The 14866-nt window shown below is 71.8% G+C and carries 15 protein-coding genes and 1 riboswitch; of the genes, 13 read left to right on the top strand and 2 right to left on the bottom strand.

What is annotated here, in order from left to right; all coding sequences use genetic code 11:
• Positions 1–121: 121 nt before the first annotated feature.
• The 3 genes from Ato02nite_RS33240 (at position 122) to Ato02nite_RS33230 (ending at position 2116) form a co-directional block, all read left to right on the top strand.
• A complete protein-coding gene (locus tag Ato02nite_RS33240) occupies positions 122–277 on the top strand; it encodes a hypothetical protein (RefSeq protein ID WP_213010630.1) in 156 nt (51 codons plus the stop codon).
• A 49-nt stretch (positions 278–326) separates the two neighbouring features.
• Positions 327–1190, top strand: a complete 864-nt coding sequence (locus tag Ato02nite_RS33235) for a helix-turn-helix transcriptional regulator (RefSeq protein ID WP_213010629.1) — start codon at positions 327–329, stop codon at positions 1188–1190.
• 68 nt (positions 1191–1258) lie between these two features.
• Positions 1259–2116 carry a dihydrodipicolinate synthase family protein gene (locus tag Ato02nite_RS33230; RefSeq protein WP_213010628.1) on the top strand — a complete coding sequence of 286 codons (858 nt, stop codon included), beginning with the start codon at positions 1259–1261 and terminating at the stop codon, positions 2114–2116.
• A 186-nt stretch (positions 2117–2302) separates the two neighbouring features.
• Here the strand turns inward: Ato02nite_RS33230 and Ato02nite_RS33225 are convergent, their stop codons facing one another.
• Positions 2303–2626, bottom strand: coding sequence for a hypothetical protein (locus Ato02nite_RS33225; protein ID WP_213010627.1), 324 nt, complete (start codon positions 2624–2626; stop codon positions 2303–2305).
• A gap of 39 nt (positions 2627–2665) precedes the next feature.
• On the opposite strand from Ato02nite_RS33225, the gene Ato02nite_RS33220 reads away from it, so the two are divergent.
• The 8 genes from Ato02nite_RS33220 (at position 2666) to Ato02nite_RS33185 (ending at position 12298) form a co-directional block, all read left to right on the top strand.
• On the top strand, positions 2666–3598 hold the full coding sequence (locus Ato02nite_RS33220; RefSeq protein ID WP_213010626.1) for a nitronate monooxygenase: 933 nt from the start codon (positions 2666–2668) through the stop codon (positions 3596–3598).
• 75 nt (positions 3599–3673) lie between these two features.
• Positions 3674–4522, top strand: a complete 849-nt coding sequence (locus Ato02nite_RS33215; RefSeq protein WP_213010625.1) for a TylF/MycF/NovP-related O-methyltransferase — start codon at positions 3674–3676, stop codon at positions 4520–4522.
• Between the two features lie 142 nt (positions 4523–4664).
• Positions 4665–5660 carry a LacI family DNA-binding transcriptional regulator gene (locus tag Ato02nite_RS33210; protein WP_213010624.1) on the top strand — a complete coding sequence of 332 codons (996 nt, stop codon included), beginning with the start codon at positions 4665–4667 and terminating at the stop codon, positions 5658–5660.
• Positions 5657–6925, top strand: a complete 1269-nt coding sequence (locus Ato02nite_RS33205; protein ID WP_213010623.1) for a sugar ABC transporter substrate-binding protein — start codon at positions 5657–5659, stop codon at positions 6923–6925. Before Ato02nite_RS33210 ends, Ato02nite_RS33205 begins: the two co-directional genes overlap by 4 nt.
• A gap of 1 nt (position 6926) precedes the next feature.
• Positions 6927–7835 (top strand): carbohydrate ABC transporter permease, encoded by a 909-nt coding sequence (locus tag Ato02nite_RS33200; RefSeq protein WP_246607731.1) that lies wholly within the window; start codon positions 6927–6929, stop codon positions 7833–7835.
• A complete protein-coding gene (locus Ato02nite_RS33195) occupies positions 7822–8646 on the top strand; it encodes a carbohydrate ABC transporter permease (RefSeq protein ID WP_213010622.1) in 825 nt (274 codons plus the stop codon). Before Ato02nite_RS33200 ends, Ato02nite_RS33195 begins: the two co-directional genes overlap by 14 nt.
• A gap of 11 nt (positions 8647–8657) precedes the next feature.
• Positions 8658–10163 carry a glucoamylase family protein gene (locus tag Ato02nite_RS33190; RefSeq protein WP_213010621.1) on the top strand — a complete coding sequence of 502 codons (1506 nt, stop codon included), beginning with the start codon at positions 8658–8660 and terminating at the stop codon, positions 10161–10163.
• Positions 10160–12298 carry a GH39 family glycosyl hydrolase gene (locus Ato02nite_RS33185; protein ID WP_246607729.1) on the top strand — a complete coding sequence of 713 codons (2139 nt, stop codon included), beginning with the start codon at positions 10160–10162 and terminating at the stop codon, positions 12296–12298. Before Ato02nite_RS33190 ends, Ato02nite_RS33185 begins: the two co-directional genes overlap by 4 nt.
• Before the next feature lie 133 nt (positions 12299–12431).
• On the opposite strand, the gene mycP is transcribed toward Ato02nite_RS33185, so the two are convergent.
• Complete coding sequence (gene mycP, locus Ato02nite_RS33180) at positions 12432–13631, bottom strand: type VII secretion-associated serine protease mycosin (RefSeq protein WP_213010620.1); 1200 nt, start codon at positions 13629–13631, stop codon at positions 12432–12434.
• A 99-nt stretch (positions 13632–13730) separates the two neighbouring features.
• A riboswitch (adenosylcobalamin (AdoCbl) riboswitch) is annotated at positions 13731–13877 on the top strand.
• Between the two features lie 7 nt (positions 13878–13884).
• Between mycP and Ato02nite_RS33175 the strand changes: the two genes are divergently transcribed.
• Together Ato02nite_RS33175 and Ato02nite_RS33170 are read left to right on the top strand one after the other, a co-directional pair.
• Complete coding sequence (locus Ato02nite_RS33175; protein WP_213010619.1) at positions 13885–14088, top strand: CbtB domain-containing protein; 204 nt, start codon at positions 13885–13887, stop codon at positions 14086–14088.
• Positions 14079–14828 (top strand): CbtA family protein, encoded by a 750-nt coding sequence (locus Ato02nite_RS33170; protein WP_213010618.1) that lies wholly within the window; start codon positions 14079–14081, stop codon positions 14826–14828. Before Ato02nite_RS33175 ends, Ato02nite_RS33170 begins: the two co-directional genes overlap by 10 nt.
• Positions 14829–14866 lie beyond the last annotated feature (38 nt).

Raw genomic sequence — 14866 nt, 5'->3', positions numbered from 1 at the left:
TTGCTGCTGGTCGTGGTCCCGTTCATGATCGCCTTCGGGGCCCGGTTCCGACACGGGCCGGCGAGCCTCCCCACCGCGGCCGGATACGCCGCTCTGGGCCCGGCTCATGTACCTTCCGCCGGTGCTCGCCCAGGTGGCGGTCCTGGTCGTGGTGACCTGGCAGGTCGTCACGTCGGCGGTGGGCGGCGCCGTGGTGTGCGGGGTGGCGCTGATTCCGCTGGCCCTGGTGGCCGGCTGGCGGAGCTGGCAACTCAGTCTGGGCCTGCGCGTCTCCTAGGACCATCAGGGCCAGGACAGCACCACCGCGAACCCGCAGACTGGACGTCGTGGAGACGTGGGAGTTCGGCCGGACGGTGCGGCGCTGGCGGGATCGGGTCGCGCCGGACGCGGTCGGGGTGCCGGTGGGCCGGCGGCGGCGGGCGGCCGGGTTGCGCCGGGAGGAGCTGGCCGGTCTGGCCGGGATCTCGGCCGACTATCTGACCCGGCTGGAGCAGGGCCGGGCGACGGCACCGTCGGCGCAGGTGGTCGAGGCCCTGGCCCGGGCGTTGCGGCTGGCCGGTTCCGAGCGGGATCTGCTGTACCGGCTGGCCGGGCACGCCGCGCCGGGGCTCGACGTGGTGAAGTCGCAGGTGACGCCGAGCGTGCAGCGGCTGCTGGACCGGCTGTCGCACACCCCGGTGGTGGTCTACGACGCGACCTGGACGCTGGTGATGGCGAACGCGCCGTACGACGCGCTGATGGGTGACACGTCGGGCTGGCGCGGCCTGGAACGCAACACGATCTGGCGCAACCTGACCGGGTTGCGTAACCGGGTCGTGCACACCGCGCGGGAGCAGGCCGACCATGAGGCGCTGCTGGTCGCCGATCTGCGGATGACCGCGTCGCGCTATCCGGCCGACCGGGAGCTGAAGAGGCTGATCGGGGAGCTCGGCGCCGTCCCGCGGTTCGCCGAGTTGTGGGAGGCGCCGGCCCTGCCGATGCCGGCCGAGCCGGCGAAGCACAAGGTCGTCGACCATCCGGCGGTCGGCCGGATCAGCCTGGACTGCGACACGCTGATCGTGGCCACCGACGACCTGCGGATCACCGTCTACACGGCGGAGCCGGGCACCGCGGACGCGGAGCGGCTGGCCCTGGCGGTCGTCCTCGGCACCCAGGCGTTCGGCGAGGCCGCGCGGGCGGGCCATTCGTAAGTCGCGCTTAAACATCCGTCAGCCGAATTAACTGGACCTAACCCGTTCGGCCCGGCACGGTAGGAGGCATGCTGCTGACCGGCCTGCACGTCCCGATGATCACCCCGTTCGGCGAGTCCGGCGCGGTCGCGCTGCCCGCGCTGGAGCTTCTCGCGAGAAAGGTGCTGACCGACGGCGCCGCGGGCCTGGTCGCGCTGGGCACGACCGGCGAACCCGGCGCCCTGACCGCCCAGGAGCGCCGCGACGTGCTCGATCTGCTGGCCGCGGTCTGCCGGGAGCACGAGGCCCCGCTGACGGTGGGCGCGAACACCCCCGACGACCTGCGTGTCCTCGCCGACCGCCCGGCCGTGGCGGCCGCGCTGAGCCTGGTGCCCGCGTTCCTGCGCCCCGGCGAGGACGGTGTGATCGCGCACCTGACGGCACTGGCCGCGGCGAGCCCGGTCCCGCTGATCGTCTACCACGTGCCCTACCGCACCGCCCAGCCGTTGTCGGCGCAGGCCCTGACCCGGATAGCCGCCATCGAGGGCGTGCGCGGCATCAAGCTGGCCACGGGAGCCATCGACCCCGACGTGATCACCCTGATGTCCGCCCCGCCGCCCGATTTCGCCATTCTGGGCGGCGACGACGTCGTCGTCTCCCCGCTGCTGGCGCTGGGCGCCCACGGCGCCATCCTCGCGTCGGCCCACCTGGCGACGTCCGATTTCGCCACCCTGATCGAGGCATGGCGGCAGGGCGACGCCACCGCGGCCCGCCCGCTGGGCCACCGCCTGTCGACGCTGTCGGCCGCGTTGTTCGCCGAGCCCAACCCCACGGTGATCAAGGCCGTCCTGCACGCCCAGGGTCTGATCCCCACCCCGGCGGTCCGCCTGCCCCTGCTGCCGGCGTCGACGGAGTCAACGACGAACGCCCTCAAGCAGATCCCATAAACAACATCCAGAGGTACGGGCATCGAGAGTCCCGCCACCCCGGTCCCGCCGGGTGCGACGAACGCTCCGCGCGCCACCGCCGGGCGGGCCCGGCGCGAAGAGCCCTCCCGGCTACCGCAGGTCCAGCATGGTCTCGATGCGCGCCGCGAGGATCGGGTCGATGTCGCCCGACGGTCGTCGCCACGGTCAGAGCACCTGATCGGCCACACCGCTGTAGCCGCTCAACTCGTACCGCCGGGCCAGGCCGAGGATGTCGTCGAGCCGGTCGAGCATGCCGACCGGCAGGGTGAGCAGCACGTATTTCGCGGCGTCCCCGGGCGCTTCGAGCAGGTCTTCGGCCGCCGGTTCGAGCACGTCCACCAGATCGGGCCACCGCGACAGTAACTCGCCGCGAAACCCGGACACGTCGGAACTGGCCTGGAGCGCCGCTGTGAGCCCTTCGGCCAGCTCGTCGAAGATCTCCCCCGGGTCGCCCCGGCACACTTTCCAGAAGGCGAAGTCACTACTCACGCCGACGATGCTAACCGTCCACAAAGGAGGGCACGGGGAATGGGCTTGTCGACACGGTTCACCCGGATGTTCGGGGTGCAGCATCCGATCGTGCTGGCGCCGATGGGCGGGTCGGCCGGTGGGGCGCTGGCCGCGGCGGTGTCGCGGGGCGGCGGGCTGGGCCTGCTCGGCTCCGGTGACGGCGATCCGGCGTGGCTGGACCGGGAGCTGCCGGTGCTGGCCGGCTGCGGCCGGCCGTGGGGTGTGGGCCTGCTGACCTGGGCGATCGATGTGAACGCGGTGCACCGGGTGCTCGAGCACGGCGCCCGGACGGTGATGCTGTCGTTCGGCGATCCGGCACCGTTCGCGGGGGCGGTCAAAGCGGCCGGCGCGCGGTTGATCACGCAGGTCACTGACCTCGACGAGGCGAAGCGGGCGCTCGACGCGGGTGCTGACGTGCTGGTCGCTCAGGGCACCGAGGCGGGTGGGCACGGGGCCGGCAAGGGGCGGTCCACCCTGCCGTTCGTGCCGGTGGTGGTGGATCTGGCCGGGGACGTGCCGGTGCTGGCCGCCGGTGGCATCGCGGACGGGCGCGGGGTGGCGGCGGTGCTGGCGCTGGGTGCGGCGGGGGCGCTGCTGGGCACCCGGTTCCAGGCGACCGCCGAGGCGCTGGTCGATCCGGTCATCACGGCCGCGATCCTGGCCGGGCGGGGCGACGACACCGAGCGCAGCCGGCGGCTGGACGTCGCCCGCGGGTCGGCGTGGCCGGATCGTTACACGGCGCGTACGCTCGGTCACCCTTATCTGGCGAGCGGGTCGACCGATCGGGGGCAGTATCAGCGGGACGTCGCGAGCGGGGTGATCCCGCCGCTTCCGGTCTGGGCCGGGGAGGGTGTCGACCTGATCGGCGGCCTCGCGGCGGCCGAGGATCTGGTGGGTGAGCTGGTCGCCGGCGCGCTCGCGGCGCTGGACCGGGCGGGCCGTCACCAATAGGGCATTCGGCACCTTCCCATCAACTTCCCGTGTTCCCCTTGTTCATGTGCTGTGAATCTCAGTACATTACGCGCCGTGACCGTTCGCAAAAGCGCCAACCGCGTGCTGAAAAGCCTGACCGGCTACGAAATCCGCCGTGCGCGGGTGGCGCAGCCGAAGCCGCCGGTGGCCAAGCCGGAACCGAAGCCCGAGCCGACACCGGTGCCGAAGCCGGCCGAGGCTCCCGAGATCAAGTTCCCGGCGGACTACGACGAGGGCGCGCGGGCGATCATCCGTGCGGTGAAGCCGCGGACGATGACCTCCCCGGGGAAGCTGCACGCCCTGATCGCCGCGACCCGCTACGTGGCGAAGAACAACATCCCGGGTGATGTGGTGGAGTGCGGGGTGTGGCGTGGCGGCAGCATGCTGGCCATCGCGAAGGTGCTGCAGGAGGGCGGCGACACCAGCCGCGACCTGCACCTGTACGACACGTTCGAGGGGATGAGCGAGCCCAGCGAGCACGACAAGCGGCACGACGGCAAGTCGGCGGCGGAGATGCTGGCGGCCAGCGACATCACGTCCGGGGTGTGGGCGTACGCGTCCCTGGAGGACGTGCAGGAGACGATGGGTCTGTCCGGCTACCCGGAAGAGAAGATCCACTACTACAAGGGCAAGGTCGAGGAGACGATCCCGGCGAACGTGCCGGAGAAGATCAGCATCCTGCGGCTGGACACCGACTGGTACGAGTCGACCAGGCACGAGCTGGAGCACCTGTGGCCGCGCCTGGTGCCGGGCGGCGTGCTGCTGCTGGACGACTACGGCTGGTGGGACGGCGCGAAGCGGGCCGTGGACGAGTGGCTGGAGCAGACCGGCCTGCCGCTGTTGCTGCTGCGCATGGACGAGGGCCGGGTCGCGGTGAAGCCGCCGGAGAACTGGGACCGCTGAAGGACCGCACACGCGGGGCGGGTCGCCGGAAGGCGGCCCGCCCCGCTTTCTTGTCTTGGAAGCGTTTTGGCGGAAATCGCTCATCGTGAATCCGTGAATTCCCCAAGTTTCGCCGGTGTTACGCCGGGGTTACGTTCCGGCAATGGCGATGAAAGCGCTTTCAAAGGCGACGATCTACCAGGTCGCGCAGTTGGCGGGCGTCTCCATCGCTACCGTGTCGCGGGCCATGCGCGACTCCGACCTGGTCACCCAGCAGACCCGGGAGCGGGTGTGGGCGGCCGCCCGGCAGTTGCGGTTCACACCGAGCCGGCTGGGCCGCTCCCTCGCCGAGGGCCGGCACGCCGCGAACGGCATCGTCTTCCCGGATCTGGTCGGCCCGTACTACGCCGAGGTGATCCTCGGCTACGAGGCGGCGGCGGCCGGGTTCGGTTCGAGTGTGCTGATCCTGGCCACCAGCGGCCGCGACGACGCCGAGGCGGCGGTGCGGGAGCTGGCCGGGCGGGTGGACGGGCTGACCGTGATGGGGCAGACCGTCCCGGACGAGGTGATCACGTCCCTGGCGGTACCGGTGGTGCTGCTGGCCCGCGACCCGGTGCCGGGGGTCGACACGGTCCGCGCCCGTAACGCCGGGACCGCGAAACAGCTCGTCGAGCACCTGCTCGGGCACGGGCACCGGCGGTTCACGTTCGTCGGTGACCCGGACGTGGCCCCGGACGTGCGGGGCCGCTGGGACGGCGTACGCCAGGCCCTGTCGAAAGCGGAACCTCCCCACCTCGTACGCACCCAGGGTTTTGACCTTGAAGCCGGTGAACGGGCGCCGTTGCAGCCGGGCCGGGCCGTGGTGTGCGCGAACGACGAGATCGCCCTCGGCGTGCTGCTGGCCGCCGAGAAGGCGGGGTTGCGGGTTCCCGAGGATCTGGCCGTGACCGGCTGGGACGACCTGCTCGCGGCCCGCTTCGCCGGGTTGACCACGGTGCGCCAGCCGATGCGGGAACTCGGCGCGACCGCGGCCCGCTGGCTGAACCGGCGCATCACCGAAGACACCGAGCATCCCGCCGCCCCGCGGCGGCGGGTCCTTCCCACGCGGCTGGTCGTCCGGCGCAGCTGCGGCATCCACTCCCCGGAGGTTCACCGATGAGGCATCGATCGATCGTCGCCGCCGCCGCTGCCGCGGCGATGGCGCTGAGCGTCGCGGCCGGCTGCGGCCGTGACTCGAGCGGAGACAACGAGACCGCCAAGGCGGTCAGCGACGGCAAGGCCAGCGGGGAGATCACCGTCTGGGCGATGGGTACGGAGGGGGAGAAGCTCGCCGAGTTCGCGAAGGCGTTCACCGCCGAGAACCCGGACGCGAAGGTGAACGTCACGGCGGTGCCGTGGGACGCGGCCCACCAGAAGATCGCCAGCGCGATCGCGGCGAAGCAGACCCCGGACGTGTCGATGATCGGCACCACGATGCAGGGCGAGTTCGCGAAGACCGGCGCCCTCGACCCGACCCCCACCGACCTGTTCGCCTCCGACGCGTTCTTCCCGGGCGCCTGGGACACCACGGTGGTCGACGGCACGTCGTTCGGGGTGCCCTGGTACGTGGAGACCCGCGGCATCTACTACCGAAAGGATTTGGCGGCGACGGCGGGTTTCCCGGACGGGCCGAAGACGTGGGACGACCTGACCGCGATGGCGGCGGCGATGCAGTCGAAGGCCGGCGCCAAGTGGGGCCTGAACATCCAGCCGGGCAAGACGGGCAGCTGGCAGTCGGTGCTGCCGTTCGCCTGGTCGAACGGCGCGGAGATCAGCGCGGACGGCAAGTACACGTTCGACACCCCGGAGATGGCGTCAGCGCTCGCGTACTACCAGTCGTTCTTCAGCAAGAAACTCGCGCCGGACAACCTGCCGCAGGGCGCCCTGGAGCCGGCGTTCGTGAAGGGGGAGATCGGCGCGTTCATGTCCGGGCCCTGGCACGTGGGCATCCTGAACGAGGCCGGCGGCAAGGATTTCGCGTCGAAGTACTCGGTGGTCGGCATGCCGGCCGGGAAGTCGTCGACGTCGTTCATCGGTGGCAGCAACATCGCGGTGTTCAAGGACGCGAAGAACCGGGACGCGGCGTGGAAGTTCCTGGCCTGGCTGTCGAAACCGGACGTGCAGGTCAAGTGGTATCAGACCGCCACCGACCTGCCGGCGGTGCAGAAGGCCTGGGACGATCCGGCACTGTCCGGCGACAAGATCCTGCAGGTTTTCGGTACGCAGCTGAAGTCGGCGAAGGCACCGCCGCCGTTCCCGACCTGGGAGCAGGTGTCGGCCGTGTTCGACACCGAGGTGGAGAAGGTGTGCGTCGGCGGGGAGGACCCGGCGACCGCGCTCAAGAGCGTGCAGCAGCAGGCCGACGCCATCGGGACCGGGGCCTGACGTGGCGGCTTCCGGGACCGCGGTGCCACGGTGGCGGCGGGCGGTGACCGGCTGGTCGTTCGCGGCGCCGTTCACCGTGCTGTTCCTGGTGTTCGCGCTGCTGCCGGTGCTGGCGTCGCTGGTGATGAGCGTGACCGACCTGCGCGCCACCGACCTGCGGCATCCCCTCGCGGTGAACTTCGTCGGCCTGCAGAACTACACGAGGCTGTTCGAGGACGCCCTGTTCCGGCGGGCGGCCGTCAACACCGGAGTTTTCGTGGTGATCGGGGTGCCGCTGACCATGGTTCTGGCGCTGGCCGCCGCGAACGGCCTGAACTCGGGGCTGATCCGGTTGCGCGGGCTGTTCCGGGTGGGTTTCTACCTGCCGGTGGTGACCAGCATCGTCGCGATCGCGGTGGTGTGGCGGTTCCTGCTCGACCCGGAGGCCGGGATCGTCAACAGCCTGCTCGCCGCGGTCGGCATCGACGGCCCGGCCTGGTTGCAGGACTCCCGGACGTCACTGGCGTCGATCACCGTGATGGCGGCGTGGCGGAACTTCGGGTCGCTCATGGTGATCTTCCTGGCCGCGCTGCAGGGCATTCCGGTCGACCTGTACGAGGCGGCGACGCTCGACGGCGCGGGCCGGTGGCAGCAGTTCCGCCGGATCACCCTGCCGTTGATGCGGCCGGCGCTGTTGTTCGGGGCGGTCATCACCGGCATCGGCTACCTGCAGCTGTTCGAGGAACCGCTGGTCATGACCCAGGGCGGGCCGCTGTCGTCGACGCTGTCGGTGTCGTACCACATCTACAACCAGTTCGGTTTCGGCAATTACGGGTACGCGGCCGCGGCGTCGTACGTGCTGTTCGTGGCCATCGTGGCGCTGTCGGCGTTGCAGTTCCGGCTGTTGGGGGCGCGCGATGCGTCGTCGTGACCTCGCCGCCAAAATCTCCCTCTACGCCATTCTGCTGGCCGGCCTGGTCGTGGTGGTCGGGCCGTTCCTGTGGATGCTCCTGTCGTCGTTCAAGACCGAGGGGGAGATCCGGTCGGCGCCCACCGGATGGCCGTCGCACTGGACGTTCACCAACTACCGCGACCTGTTCTCCCGTCTCGACTTCCCGCAGTACTTCGCCAATTCGGCGATCGTCGCGGTGCTGGTCACGGCCGGGAACCTGCTGTTCTGCTCGCTGATCGGGTACGCCCTGGCCAAGCTGGACTTCCCGGGGCGTAAGGCGCTGTTCCTGACCGTGCTGGGCATGCTGATGGTGCCCGGCATGGTGACGTTCGTGCCGCAGTTCGTCCTCATCAGCAACATGGGGCTGGCCAACTCGTACGCCGGTCTGGTGTTGCCGTTCCTGGCCGGGCCGTTCGGGGTTTTCCTGATGCGGCAGTTCCTGCTGGCTATTCCGGACGACCTGATCGAGGCGGCCCGGGTCGACGGCGCCGGGGAGTGGCGGATCTTCTGGCGGATCGTGCTGCCGCTGTGCCGGCCGGCCCTGGCCACCCTCGGCATCCTGACGTTCCTGGCCTCGTGGAACAACTTCCTCTGGCCGCTCGTGGTGGCCACCACCGACGACAAGTACACGCTGCCGGTCGCGCTCGCCCTCTACAGCATCGGGCAGAACCGCATCTACTTCGGGCTGCTGCTCGCCGGTGCGGTCGTGGTGGTGCTGCCGGTCCTGATCGTCTTCCTGGTGCTGCAGAAGCATTTCCTGCGCGGCATCGCGACCACCGGATTGAAGTGAGGCAGTTTCCGATGAGACGTCTGCTGGTTCTTCTCCTCCTGGTCGCCGGCTCCACCGCGGCGGCCTCCCCCGACCCGTTGCGCGGCTACGCCCGCGACACGTGGCGTTCCCTGGTGGCGATGACCACCCCGGCCACCGGCCTGGTCGCCGACAACATCCCCGGCGATCTGTCGATCCCCTCCACCTACACCTCCCCCACCAACATCGGCGGCTACCTGTGGTCGGCCGTCGTGGCCCGCGAACTGGGGATCATCTCGTCCCGCGAGGCCACCGCCCGGATCTCCCGGACCCTCGACACCCTCGGCACCCTGAAACACCACGACCGATCGGGCATGTTCTACAACTGGTACGACCCGCGCACCGGCGCGGTCGTGCTGACCTGGCCCGAGGACGGCTCGACGGTCACACCGTTCCTGTCGTCGGTGGACAACGGCTGGCTCGCCGCCGCCCTGCGGGTCGTCGCCGGCGCCGAACCGTCGCTGCGGGCCAAGGCCGGCCGGATCCTGTCCGCGATGAACTTCGGGTTCTTCTTCGACCCGGCCGCCACCACCCCGATCGGCACCCGCGGCCTGATCCGCGGCGGCTTCTGGGACACCGCACCCCCGGGTTGCTCGGTCCCGGCACAGGGCGTCTGGTTCACCTGCAACCACTACGACATCACCGTCACCGAACCGCGGATCGCCACCTACCTGGGCATCGGCGCCGGCCAGATCCCGGCCACCGCCTACTTCGACACGATGCGCACCCTGCCCGACAGTTGCGACTACGCCTGGCAGGAGATGCAGCCGCACGGCTTCACGACCTCCCACCTGGGCCGCACCGTGTACGAGGGCTCCTACCGGTACCGCGGCATCACGTTCGTGCCGAGCTGGGGCGGCGACATGTTCGAGGCCCTCATGCCCGACCTGTTCGTCCCCGAGGAGACGTGGGGGCCGAACAGCTGGGGCCGCAACCATCCCGCGACGGTGGCCGCGCAGATCGAGCACGGCCTCAACGACGCCCGGTACGGCTACTGGGGGTTCTCCCCCGCGTCCAACCCGTTCGGCGGGTACGCGGCCTACGGCGTCGACGCGATGGGCATGGACACCGACGGCTACCCCTCCGACGTACAGGGCGGAAAAAACGACGCCGGCTTCGGCACCTGCCGCCCGCCCGGCCCGGCCGCCGTCTACGGCGACGGCGTCGTCACCCCGCACGCGGTGTTCCTCGCCCTGCCGTACGCGAAGAAGGCCGCCACCGCCAACCTCGCCAAGATCAAGAACGACCTTCACGCGTACGGGCCGGGAGGCTTCTACGACGCGGTGGCCGTCCGCTCCGGCACGATCGCCGAACGGTACCTGTCCCTCGACCAGGCGATGATCATGGGAGCGCTCGGTAACACCCTCGCCCACGACGTGCTGCGCCGGGCGTTCGTGACCCCGCAGTTCGAACGGGCGGTCCGCCCGCTGCTGGCCCAGGAGACGTTCAACGTCCCGGCCGGCCAGCGGCTGCCGCAGCTGGGCGGTGGTCACCGGTGACGATCGAGGAGCAGGCCCGCACCCAGTGGGCGGCGTTGATGGGCGGCGGCGGGGCCCAGGACCGCAGCTCCGGCGCCCCCGTCGCGGCCGACCTGCCCGCACCCACCGGCGTGACCGCGGTGCAGGGCCGCGGCCACGTGACCATCGCCTGGGATCCGGTCGCCGGCGCCATCGGCTACGCGATCCACCGGGCCGAAACCCCGTCCGGCCCGTTCACCGTCGTCGACCACGGCGGCGGCGACGTCCTGGCCGTCCCGCACGGCCCGTACGCGGACACCACCACCGGCCGCGGCGGCTGGTACGCGGTGGCCGCCCTGCAGACGGTCAACGCGATCGGCCCACTGTCCGAGCCGGTTTCCGCCCACCCGGCCCAGGACGTGGAGGGCACAGCCCTGGGCACCCGCCACCTGAATGCCGCCGCCCCGCCCCCGCCGGAGGCCGCCCGGCACACCGATCCGGGCGTCGGCCCGCGGGTTGATCCTGGTATCGGCCCGCGGGTTGATCCCGGCGTCGGCCCGGCAGTCGACCCTGGCATCGGCGCGCGCGTTGATCCCGGCGTCGGCCCGCACGCCGATCCGGACGTTGAGGTCGCGGCGCTGGGTTCCCGGCACGCGCCCAGCGGGCCGCGCCGCACCCCCGCCCCCCGCTCGGCCGGCACGCCCGCGGTGATCGTGACGGTCGGCGGCCCGGGTAGTCCGCTGCACCGGGTGTGGCAGGAGGTGGTCGGCTCGGAACACCTCAGCCACCTGCTGGAGTCCGGCACGACCGGCGGCCGGCCGATCGGGGCGGAACTGCGGGAGGCGCTGCGCCGGGTACACGACGACCTGGGCGTGCGGTCGGTGCGGGCGCACCACATCCTCGGCGACGACCTGGGCGTCTGCGGTGAGTCCGGCTACGACTTCAGCCGGGTCGACGAGGTGTACGACATCGTCCGCGACCTGGGCATGGTGCCCGTGGTCGAGCTCGGCTACATGCCGGCCGCCCTGGCCGCGGACCCGTCCCGCACGGTCTTCGCCTATCAAGGCATCATCTCCCCGCCGGCCGACTGGTCACGGTGGGCCGACCTGGTCCGCGCGTTCACCGCCCACCTGGCCGACCGGTACGGCCTGGCCGAACTGCGGGAGCGGTGGCGCTTCGAGGTGTGGAACGAGCCGAACCTGTCGGTCTTCTGGTCCGGCACCCCCGCCGAATACTGGCGGCTCTACACCGAAGCCGCCCGGGCCGTGAAATCGGTGGACCCCGGCCTGCAGGTGGGCGGCCCGGCCACCGCCGCCGTCGGCTGGATCGACGACCAGCTGCGGGTGGACGCCCCGGTCGACTTCCTGTCCACCCACGTCTACGGCACCGTGCCCCTGGACCTGCGCCCGTGGGCGGACGGCCGCCCGATCCTGTGGACCGAGTGGGGGGTGACCGCCACCCACGGCAGCCGGATCAACGATTCGGTGTTCGCGGCCGCGTTCCTGCTGCGCGGCATGCACTCGGCGGCGGGCCGGATGCAGGCGCTGGCCCCCTGGGTGGCATCCGACCATTTCGAGGAGCTGGGCCGCCCGCAACGGCTGTTCCACGGCGGTTTCGGCCTGCTGACCGTAGGCAACCTGGCAAAACCGAAGTTCTGGGCCCTGTGGCTGGCCCAGCGCCTCGGCGACGTGCAACTACCGGTGACGCTGACCGGCGACGGCGCCGACAGCCTGGTGCAGGCGTGGGCGTCGCGCTACCCCGACGGCGGCGTAGGCGTCCTGCTCTGGAACAGCACCCTCGACCACAGCCGCGCCGACGACCCCACCCGGCCCGGCGACCCGTCCGCCGCCAACCGCACCCGGCCCGGCGACCCGACCGCTGGCGACCCCATCGGGACGGGCCGCCCGCCTGCTGGCGAGCTGGACCGCCGCGTCCACCTCGACCCGGGTTTGACCGGCCCGCACACCGTGCGCCTGTGGCGGGTCGACACCGGCCACGGCAACATCGCCGCTCACTGGACGGGCGGCGATTGGCCCACCGCCGAGCAGTGGGCGGTGTTGAAGGAGGCGGACGTGTTGCCGGAGGCCGAGCCGTCCCGCCGCCTCGAGCCCGGCGAGGAGGTAGTGCTCGACCTACCGAACCCCGGCATCGCCTTCCTGGAGATCCGCCCGGAGTAACTCGACGATGGCAACCTCCTCCGCCGGGCGCGGCTGGTGGGCCGGCCCACCAGCCGCGCCCGGCGGGGCAGGACTGGTTGGTTCCGCGCGGCCTGCGTCGGCGGGCGGCTGGCGGATTCGGCGGGGCCGGCGGTCAGGGTTGTTCTGGGCCGGCGGCCTGCCAGCCGCGGCGGCGGCCGGCCCGCACGACGATCGCGGCGGCGGCGAGCAGCAGGACGACGCCGGCGCCGATCCCGGCGAACAGCATGGCCGAGTCCTGGGAGTGGGCGCGGCGGGCGGCGAGGGCTTCGGCCTCGGGGTCGTTGGGGCGCATCACCACCGGTGCCACGGGGGCGTGCTGGTTGGGGCCGAGCTCCTCGGTCAGGGCCCGGTAGGGGTTGAGCAGGCCGGCGCCGTACTCCGGGCTGCGTTCCCCGCCGGGGGCCGGGTCGGCGGTGGCCTGCAACCGCTGCAGCACCTGGTCGGGGGTGAGGCCCGGGTTCCGTTGCAGCAGCAGGGCCGCGGCGGCCGACACGAACGGGGCGGAGAAGCTGGTGCCCTGCACGTTCTGGTGGCCGGCGCCGCGGGCGGCCACCGTCACCGGCGCTCCGAACGCGACCAGGTCGACGTAGTCACCGCGCTGGGAGAAATCGGCCCGCACCCCGCCGGAGGTGACCGCGCCGACCCCGATCACCCCGTCGTCGGCCGCCGGGAACGGGGCCGGGTTGCCGTCGGTGGCGTGGTTACCGACCGCGGCGACCACCACCACCCCGGCGTCGTGGGCGTGCTTGATGGCGGCGTCCACCTCGTCGTTGCGGTCGGTCATCACCAGCGAGAGATTGATCACCTGGGCGTCGCCCTCGTCGACGGCCCAGTTGATGGCCTGCGCGAACTGCGCGGGCGTACCCCGGTCGCCGACGGCCTTGCCGTCGATCTCCTCCTGCTCGGTGATGCGCACCGGCACGATCGTCGCGCCGGGCGCCAGGCCCTGGAAACCGGTCGCCGGCGACGGGGCGGCGGCGATGATGCTGGCCACCGCGGTGCCGTGCCCGACACAGTCCTGCCGCCCGTCGGGGTCGCCGTGCAGGAAATCACGGCCGTCGTCGACCCGGCCGGTGAGCTGCGGATGCCCGGCGTCCACACCGGAGTCGATCACCGCCACCCGCACTCCCGCACCGGTGGCCAGGGAGGCGAGGCGTGTCGGGGTGTAGACCTGATCTTCGAGGGGGACGCCCTTGAACACCGCCGCTTGCTTCGGCGGCGCGTCGCACACGTTGTCGGCCCGGGCCGCCGGTGCCGGCAGCACGAGCAGCACGAGCACCCCGGCCGCGGCCGCCAGTCCACGCCGCACCATCGCCGTCACCCCCGTTCAACGATCCGGGTGGATGGTACCGACAGGGTGCGACAACACCGGCACAGCCCGGTTGTGCGCGATGACGGCCCCCGGTTAGGTTGTGGGAACCAATCTGCGGCGTCGTGAGGGAAACCGGTGAGAGTCCGGTGCGGTCGCGCCACTGTGAACGGGAGCCCGCTCCCGTGAGTCAGGACGCTCACGCGTCGCAGCCTGCACAACGGGACGCGTCATCCCGCAAGGAGGTTCTCGCACCATGCCCAAGGCTCAAGCGGCTCACCCGCTGACCACCCCGGCGGTCTCGCCGCGGCTTCTCTGGACGTCCCTCGCCGTCGTCGCCCTGATGCTGCTCATCACCTACCTGGTCGCCTTCGACCAGGGCGCGGTGTCCCGCAGCGGGATGTACCTTCACGAGCTCATGCACGACGGCCGGCACCTGCTCGGTGTCCCGTGCCACTGACCGGCCCCGCCCAGAGCTTCGGGGCGCTGCTGATCCGGGGCCTGCTCGCCGGTCTGATCGCCGGCTTGCTGGCCGGGGTGTTCGCCTACACCGTGGGTGAACCCAAGGTCGACGCGGCGATCGCCATCGAGGAGGCCAACGCGCACGCCGCCGGCGACGACGGCCACCACGAGGAGTTGGTCGGCCGCGACGGTCAGAAGGGCGGCCTGTTCCTGGCCACCGGCCTGTACGGCGCGGCGATGGGCGGCCTGCTCGCCACGGCGTACACCGTGCTGCGCCGCCGCCTGCGCACCTCGAACGACACCCGCGCCGCCCTCGGCCTCGCCGGGGCGGCCCTGCTCGGCGTGGTCCTGGTGCCGTACCTGAAATATCCGCCCAACCCGCCCGCCGTCGGCAACCCCGACACGATCAACCAGCGCACCATCAGCTACCTGGCGATCGTGGTGATCGGACTGGTCGCCGTGTGGGCCGGTGTCGTCGCCGCCCGCACCCAGCCGGTCGAGTGGCGCCAGGCCCTCGCCGGGGTGGCGGGTTTCCTGGTGGTCGTCGCCGTCGGCTACCTGCTGCTGCCGACGGTCGACGAGGTGCCCGGCACGTTCCCGGCCACGCTGCTGTGGAACTTCCGGATCGCCTCGCTCGGCACCCAGGCCGTCATGTGGTCGGCGCTCGGCCTCGGCTTCGCCGCCCTGGCCACCCGCCCGGTCCGGGAACCGGCCCGTGAGGCCGTCCCCGTCGCCTGAGCCGTCCGCGGAGGCTCGCCGGAAGCGAGTACCCGCCC

It is taken from the genome of Paractinoplanes toevensis, assembly GCF_018332695.1.
Lineage (GTDB): Bacteria > Actinomycetota > Actinomycetes > Mycobacteriales > Micromonosporaceae > Actinoplanes > Actinoplanes toevensis.
Note: the sequence above shows the minus strand (reverse complement) of the source record. Positions and strands in the feature narration are given on the sequence as shown.

What these genes read in the sequence shown, in the direction of transcription:
- mycP (WP_213010620.1), bottom strand. Translation starts at nt 13,631, where the DNA reads ATGGTGCGGCGTGGACTGGCGGCCGCGGCCGGGGTGCTCGTGCTGCTC.
- Ato02nite_RS33220 (WP_213010626.1), top strand. Translation starts at nt 2,666, where the DNA reads ATGGGCTTGTCGACACGGTTCACCCGGATGTTCGGGGTGCAGCATCCG.
- Ato02nite_RS33205 (WP_213010623.1), top strand. Translation starts at nt 5,657, where the DNA reads ATGAGGCATCGATCGATCGTCGCCGCCGCCGCTGCCGCGGCGATGGCG.
- Ato02nite_RS33230 (WP_213010628.1), top strand. Translation starts at nt 1,259, where the DNA reads ATGCTGCTGACCGGCCTGCACGTCCCGATGATCACCCCGTTCGGCGAG.
- Ato02nite_RS33195 (WP_213010622.1), top strand. Translation starts at nt 7,822, where the DNA reads ATGCGTCGTCGTGACCTCGCCGCCAAAATCTCCCTCTACGCCATTCTG.
- Ato02nite_RS33175 (WP_213010619.1), top strand. Translation starts at nt 13,885, where the DNA reads ATGCCCAAGGCTCAAGCGGCTCACCCGCTGACCACCCCGGCGGTCTCG.
- Ato02nite_RS33190 (WP_213010621.1), top strand. Translation starts at nt 8,658, where the DNA reads ATGAGACGTCTGCTGGTTCTTCTCCTCCTGGTCGCCGGCTCCACCGCG.
- Ato02nite_RS33210 (WP_213010624.1), top strand. Translation starts at nt 4,665, where the DNA reads ATGGCGATGAAAGCGCTTTCAAAGGCGACGATCTACCAGGTCGCGCAG.